At 75.0% G+C, this 7,530-nt stretch carries 2 protein-coding genes; both read right to left on the bottom strand.

Annotated features, from left to right (window positions below; all coding sequences use genetic code 11):
• Nucleotides 1-6,767: type I polyketide synthase (locus ACIQWA_RS40765; RefSeq protein ID WP_402492219.1), on the bottom strand; the 6,767-nt coding region annotated here is incomplete at its 3' end.
• Between the two features lie 16 nt (nucleotides 6,768-6,783).
• Nucleotides 6,784-7,530: phosphopantetheine-binding protein (locus ACIQWA_RS40760; protein WP_402492216.1), on the bottom strand; the 747-nt coding region annotated here is incomplete at its 5' end.

Here is a 7,530-nt window from a genome sequence, read left to right as displayed (position 1 = left end):
GCGATGTCGTGGGGGGTGAGGTGGGGGTGGTGGTGGAGGTGTTGGGTGAGGCGGCGGGCGTGGTCGCGTAGTGCGGTGGGTGTTTTGGCGGACAGTCGCCAGGTGACGGGGGTGCCTGCCGGTTCCGGTTCCGGTGCCGCGTCGGCGGTGGGGGCTTGTTCGAGGATGACGTGGGCGTTGGTGCCGCTGATGCCGAAGGAGGAGACGGCGGCGCGGCGCGGTCGGTCGGTGCGCGGCCAGTCGCGGCTTTCGGTGAGGAGTTCCACCTGGCCGGCGTCCCAGTCGATGTGGGGGGAGGGTGCGTCGACGTGGAGGGTGCGGGGCATGATGCCGTGTCGCATGGCCTGGACCATTTTGATGATGCCGGCGACGCCCGCCGCTCCTGCCGCGTGGCCCATGTTGGACTTGATGGAGCCGAGCCGGAGCGGGGCTCCCTCGGGCCGGTCCTGGCCGTAGGTGGCGAGCAGGGCCTGGGCCTCGATGGGGTCGCCGAGTTTGGTTCCGGTGCCGTGGGCCTCCACGACGTCGACGTCGGCGGTGGTGAGTCCGGCGTTGGCCAGGGCCTGACGGATCACCCGCTGCTGCGCGGGGCCGTTGGGCGCCGACAGCTGACTCGTGGTCCCGTCCTGGTTGACGGCCGAGCCGCGCAGCACCGCCAGGATCTGGTGGCCGTTGCGGCGCGCATCCGACTGCCGTTCGACCAGCAGCAGGCCGACGCCCTCGCTCCAGGAGGTGCCGTCGGCGGCGGCCGCGAAGGACTTGGAGCGCCCGTCGGGAGCCAGGCCGCGCTGCCGGCTGAACTCCACGAACGACGAGGGCGTCGCCAGCACCGAGACGCCCCCGGCGAGGGCGAGGTCGCACTCGCCGTTGCGCAGCGACTGCGCGGCCAGGTGCAGGGCGACCAGCGAGGAGGAGCACGCCGTGTCCAGGGAGACGGCGGGGCCCTCCAGGCCGTAGGTGTAGGACAGCCGCCCGGAGAGGATGCTCGCCGAGTTGCCGACGATCAGGTAGCCCTCCAGGTTCTCGTGCCCGGCGACCAGCGTTCCGTAGTCCCGGTCATGAGTCCCGGTGAAGACGCCGGTGCGGCTGCCGCGCAGTGAGGAGGGGTCGATCCCCGCGTGTTCGAACAGCTCCCAGCTGGTCTCCAGCAGCAGCCGCTGCTGCGGGTCCATCGCCAGCGCCTCGCGCGGGCTGATGCCGAAGAAGTCGGCGTCGAAGTCGGCGACGTCGTGCAGGAACCCGGCCGCACGGACGTAGGAGGTGCCGAGGTGTTCGGGGTCCGGGTGGTACAGGGCGTCGAGGTCCCAGCCGCGGTTGTCGGGGAAGCCGGTGATCGCGTCCCGGCCCTCGGCCACCAGCTGCCACAGGTCCTCGGGGGAGCGGACGTCGCCGGGGTAGCGGCAGGCCATGCCGACGATGACGATCGGGTCGTCGTCGGACCGGACCGCGGTGACCGGCACCACGGTGCTCCCCCGGACGCCGAGGAGTTCGGAGCGCAGGTGGCCGGCCATCGTGGCGGCGGTCGGGTAGTCGAAGAGCAGGGTCGACGGGAGGTCGAGCCCGGTCGCCTCGTGGAGCCGGTTGCGGAGGCCGACGGCGGTGAGCGAGTCGAATCCCAGTTCCTGGAGCGGGCGGTCCGGATCGACCGAGTCGGGAGTCCGGTGCCCGAGCACGGCGGCGATCCGGCCACGGACCAGGTCGAGCACGGTCCTGAGCTGCTCGTCCTCGGACAGGGCGCGCAGCTGTCGCGCCCAGGCGCGGTTGTCGACGGCGGCGGTGCCCGCGGTCGGGACGCGCACCAGGTTCCGGAACACCGGCGGCAGGGTCAGCGCCCGTGCGTGCCTGCGGAGTTCGGCGTGGTCGAGCTCGACGGGCAGCAGCCTGCCGTGCCGCCCCCCGGACAGCGCCAGGCCGAACGCGGCGAGGGAGTGCCCGGTGGAGCGGGGCTTGAGCCCGTCGGGCGCGGCGGGCTCCGGCCGGGCGGGATCCGACTGCTCCTCCGGCGCCCAGCCGAGCGACAGGACGGGGCGCCCCTCGGCGCGCCGGCGGTCGGCGAGGGCGTCGAGGAGTGCCCCGGCGGCAGCCCGGTCCGCGCGTCCGGGGGCGCCGAGGGAGCCGGCGGCGGAGGAGAAGAGGACGAAGGCGCCGAGTCCGGCGTCGGCGGTGAGGTCGTGGAGGTCCCAGGCGAGGCCGGCCCGGATGCGCAGGGCGGCGTCCAGGTGCTCGGGGGTGAGGGCGGTGAGCGGGGCGCCGGTCTCCTCGACCGCGTGGACGACGGCGGTCAGCGGCCGTCCGGGCGGGACGGCGGCCAGCAGCGCGGCGAGGTCCGCGCGGTTGCCGATCTCCCCGGGCGCGGTGGTCACGCTCGCCCCGAGGGTGGTGAGGCCGTCGGCGTCGAGCGGCGCGGCCCCGGCGGTGCGGGCGAGCAGCAGATGACGTGCGCCGTGTTCGGTGACCAGGTGCCGGACGAGTGCTTCGGCGAGGTCGCCGGCCCCGGACAGCACCAGCACGGTGCCGTCGGGGTCGAACGGCCTTGCCCGTCGCCTTTGTTCCTCCTCCGCCTGCTCCTGTTCCCCCGGTGCGGCCGTCGCGGTGAGGGGCACGCGGACCAGCCTGGGGACGAGCAGGTCGTCGGCGCGGACGGCGAACTGGTCCTCGCCGGCGGCCGGAAGCGCACCCAGCACGGCCTCGGTGACCTGCTCGTCGACGTCGAGCAGTACGAAACGGCCGGGGTGCTCGATCTGGGCCGAGCGCAGCAGGCCCCAGACGGCCGCCTGGCCGGGATCGAGGACGTCCTCCGGGGCGCCGCCGTCGGCACCGTCGTGGGTCGCGACCGCGCGCCGGGTGACGATCACCAGCCGTGAGCCGCCGAGCGGTTCCTCGGCCAGCAGGTCCCGTACGGCGTCGAGCGCCCGGACGGCCTGCCCGACGGCGGCCGCGCCGGTTTCCGGGCCGCTCTCCGGGAGCGTCATGAGGATCGCGTCGGGTGCGGGACGCGCGCCGTCCCGGACGGCGCGGGCGAGCGCCGCGAGGTCGGGGTGGCGCTCGCCGGGCAGGGCGGCGAGAGCGTCCTCGTCCGCGTTCCCGGCGATGACCGCCCAGCGGGTCGCGGCCTCGGCGGGCCGCGGCAGCGGGATCCACTCGAGCCGGTACCCGCTGTCCGTGTCCGTGCCGCGGAGCCCGGCGGCACGGACCGGCCCGAGCCGCACCGAGCCGACGGTGGCGACCAGGGTGCCGGAGGCGTCGCGGATCGACGCCGAGGCGGTGTCGGGCCCGGTGCGAGTCAGCGCGACCCGGAGCGTCCGCGCGCCGGTGGCGTGGACGGTGACGTCCTGCCACGCCACGGGCGTGCGCAGTTCGTCGGCCGGGGCGTCGAGGGCGGCCAGGGCCGTCTGGAGCAGCCGCGGGTCGAGGAGGTACCCGCCCTGCCCGGCGTCGTCGGGCAGCCGGACCTCGGCGTAGCCGGTGTCCCCGGCCCGCCAGGCGGCGTGCAGCCCGGCCAGCGGGACGGCCCCGCTGTGGCCGAGGCCGGCGAGCCGGTCGGCCAGCTCCTCGGCGTCGACGGGGACGGCGTCGCCCGGGGGCCAGTCGCCCGCCGGGCCGGCGGTGGCGCCCTCGACGGTTCCGTGGCCCGGCCCGGTGAGGACCGCGCCGGCGTGGCGGATCCAGGGTCGTTCCGGGTCGTCGCCGGAACGGGAGTGGACGGTCACCCGCTGGACGGTGGTGCCCCCGTCGGGGGCGGGGAGGCCGCTGCCCGCAGCGCCGCCCTCGGTGTCGTCCGGGGTGACCGTGAGGTGCAGCCGGGCCGGCGCGCCGTCGGCCAGCACCAGCGGTGCTTCGACGGTGAGTTCCGCGACCCGGGTGAGCCCGCTCTCGGCCCCTGCCCGGAGGACGAGGTCCAGGAAGGCCGCGCCGGGCAGCACGGTGACGCCGTGCACGGCGTGGTCGGCCAGCCACGGGTGGGCGGCGGCGGTGACCTGGCCGGTGAGGATCCGGCCCTTGCCGTCGGGCAGTTCGACCGCTCCGCCGATCAACGGGTGCCGGGCGGTGGAGCCGGACGAGGACGGGTTGTCCGTGGGATGCAGCCACAGCGACCGGTGCTGGAACGGGTAGGTGGGGAGGTCCACGCGGTCCGCGGGCCCGAAGAACGCCGACCAGTCGACCCGGACGCCGTGCGCGTGGAGCTGCCCGAGCCCGGCGACCGCCTCGGCCGCCTCCGGCCGGTCCCGGCGCATCAGCGGGACGAAGAGGGCATCGGCCGCGGACTCCGGCCCCGCCGCCGAGAGCACCGCGTCCGGGCCGATCTCGACGAACGCGGTGACGCCCGCGGACCGCAGGCCGCGTACCGCGTCCGCGAACCGGACGGTCGCCGAGACGTGCCGCACCCAGTAGTCCGCCGACGCCCAGCTCCCGGCCGGACCGCCGGAGACCGTGGACACGGCCGCGATCGTCGGCTCCCGGTAGGTCAGCGACTCGGCGACCGCGCGGAACCGGTCCAGCATCGGGGCCATCAGCGGTGAGTGGAAGGCGTGCGAGACCCGCAGCGAGCCGGTCTTCCGTCCCTGCTCCGCGAAGTGCGCGACGACTGCCGACACGGCGGCCGCGTCGCCCGAGATCACCACCGACTGCGGGCCGTTGACCGCGGCGAGCCCCACCGCGTCGGACAGCAGCGGCCGGACCTCCTGCTCGGTCGCCCGGATCGCGGCCATCGCTCCGCCCTCGGGCAGCTCCTGCATCAGGCGGCCGCGCGCGGCGACCAGCGTCGAGGCGTCGGCCAGCGAGAGCACCCCGGCGACGTGGGCGGCGGCGATCTCACCGACGGAGTGCCCGGCCAGGAAGTCCGGCCGCACCCCCCAGGACTCGGCCAGCCGGAACAGCGCCACCTCGACCGCGAACAGCAGGGCCTGCGCGTTTCCGGTCCGCCGGACCGCCTCCTCGTCGGTGCCCCACAGCACCTCGCGCAGTGGCACCTCGCCGTGGCCGTCCAGTTCGGCGAGGACGGCGTCCAGGGCCTCGGCGAACACCGGGTAGGCCTCGTACAGGCCGCGGGCCATGCCCGCCCGCTGGGACCCCTGGCCGGTGAACAGGAACGCGACCTTGCCGCCGAGCACCCGGCCCGGCGCGGTGCTGCCGTCCGCGACCGCGGCCAGGGCGGCGGACAGTTCCTCCCGGTCCGCGCCGGTCACCACCGCACGGCAGGTCAGCGCGGCCCGGTTCAGGGCCAGCGCCCGTCCGGCGGCGGCCAGTCGGTCGTCGGGCAGGGTCGCCAGGAACGTCCGCAGCCCGGCCGCCTGCGCGCGCAGCGCCTCGGGGGTCCGGCCGGACAGCGGCCACGGCACCACCGGTGGCGCGGCCGTCTCCACCGGGTCCGGTGCCGGGTCGGCGGCGGGCGGCTCCTCCAGGATGACGTGGGCGTTGGTGCCGCTGATGCCGAAGGAGGAGACGGCGGCGCGGCGCGGTCGGTCGGTGCGCGGCCAGTCGCGGCTTTCGGTGAGGAGTTCGACGTTGCCGGCGTCCCAGTCGATGTGGGGGGAGGGTGCGTCGACGTGCAGGGTGCGGGGCATGACGCCGTGTCGCATGGCCTGCACCATTTTGATGATGCCGGCGACGCCGGCGGCGGCCTGGGTGTGGCCGATGTTGGACTTGACGGAACCGAGCCAGAGCGGGTGTTCGCGGTCCTGGCCGTAGGTGGCGAGCAGGGCCTCCGCCTCGATGGGGTCGCCCAGCTCGGTACCCGTGCCGTGGGCCTCCATCGCGTCCACGTCGGACGGGCGCAGGCGCGCCTCCGCCAGCACCTGGCGGATCAGCCGCTCCTGGGAGGGGCCGTTGGGCGCGGTGAGGCCGTTGGAGGCGCCGTCCTGGTTGACGGCGGAACCCCGGACGACCGCGAGGATCCGGTGGCCGTTGCGGCGGGCGTCGGAGAGCCGTTCGACCAGCAGCAGGCCGACGCCCTCGCTCCAGGCGGCGCCGTCGGCGGCGGCCGCGAAGGACTTGGAGCGCCCGTCGGGGGCCAGGCCGCGTTGGCGGCTGAACTCGATGAACGCGGCGGGGGTGGCCATCACCGTGACCCCGCCGGCGAGGGCGAGGTCGCACTCGCCGTTGCGCAGCGCGCGGGCGGCCAGGTGCAGGGCGACCAGCGAGGAGGAGCACGCCGTGTCCACCGAGATGGCCGGGCCCTCGAATCCGAACACGTAGGAGAGCCGCCCGGAGGCCAGGCTGCCCGCGCTCCCCGTCCCGAGATAGCCCTCGAAGCCGTCGGGTGCCGCCTGCGTCAGCCGGTTGCCGTAGTCGTCGTACATGACGCCGGTGAAGACGCCGGTGTGGGTGCCGCGCAGGGTGGTGGGGTCGATGCCGGCGTTCTCGAGGGTCTCCCAGGCGGTTTCGAGGAGGAGCCGTTGTTGCGGGTCGGTGGCGAGGGCCTCGCGGGGGCTCATGCCGAAGAACTCGGGGTCGAAGTCGGCGGCGTCGTGGAGGAATCCGCCGTGGCGGGTGTAGCTGGTGCCGGGGTGGTCGGGGTCGGGGTGGTAGAGGGCGTCGAGGTTCCAGCCGCGGTCGGTGGGGAACTCGCCGATCGCGTCGACGCCGTCGGTCACCAGTCGCCACAGGTCCTCGGGGGAGCGGACGCCGCCGGGGTAGCGGCAGGCCATGCCCACGATCGCGACGGGCTCGTTCTCCCTGGACTCCAGCTCCTGAACGCGCGCCCGGGTCCGCTGGAGGTCGGCGGTCACGCGCTTGAGGTAGTCCCGCAGTTTGTCTTCAACCGTCATCGCATTCAGTCCCGTCTCAAGCCGTGCCGAGCTCGTTGTCGATCAGGTCGAACATCTCCTCGTCGGAGGCCCCGTCGAGGGCGGCGGCGAGGGAATCGTCCGTGGCGTGCGTGGTGGAGTGTTCGGAGAGCAGCAGGCGCAAGCGGGTCGTGAACTCCTCCCGCGCGCTGTCGGAGACCGTTCGCAGAATGCTTTCGAAGCGGTCGAGTTCGGCGAACGCCGTGGCGTCGTCCGGTACCTGCCCGGAGCCTTCGCCCGAACCGGTGCCGGTGCCGTCGGCGGGCCTGGCGGCGGTGGCCTCGCGGGCGAGGCGGTCACCGAGGTGCTCGGCGAGCGCGCGGGGCGACGGGTAGTTGAACGCCAGCGTCGCCGGCAGCCGCAGCCCGATGGCGGCGCCGAGGCGGTTCCGGAACTCCACCGCGATCAGCGAGTCGAAGCCCAACTCCTTGAGCGCAGAGTCCGGATCGATGCTCTCCGGCGAACCGTGCCCGAGCGCCGCCGCGACGTGCGAGCGGACCAGGTCCAGCAGGAGCGTGCCGCGCTCGCCCTCCGGTGTCTCGGCGAACCGGCGCGCCCAGTCGCTCGTCCCGTCCCCGGTGGCACGCGGCCCCGCCGACCGCACCAACCCGCTGAGGATCGGCGGCAGTTCCCCGCGCTCGACCCGCTTCCGTAGGGCGGTTCGGTCGATGGGGGTGAGGAGGAGGTGGGGGTGGGGGGTGTGGAGGGTGGTGTCGAAGAGGGTGAGTGCGGTGGGGGTGGTGAG

Origin of the sequence: Kitasatospora sp. NPDC098652 (assembly GCF_044760155.1) — a bacterium.
Taxonomy (GTDB): domain Bacteria; phylum Actinomycetota; class Actinomycetes; order Streptomycetales; family Streptomycetaceae; genus Kitasatospora.
The sequence above is the reverse complement of the archived record's forward strand: the minus strand, read 5'-3'. Positions and strand labels throughout refer to the sequence as shown.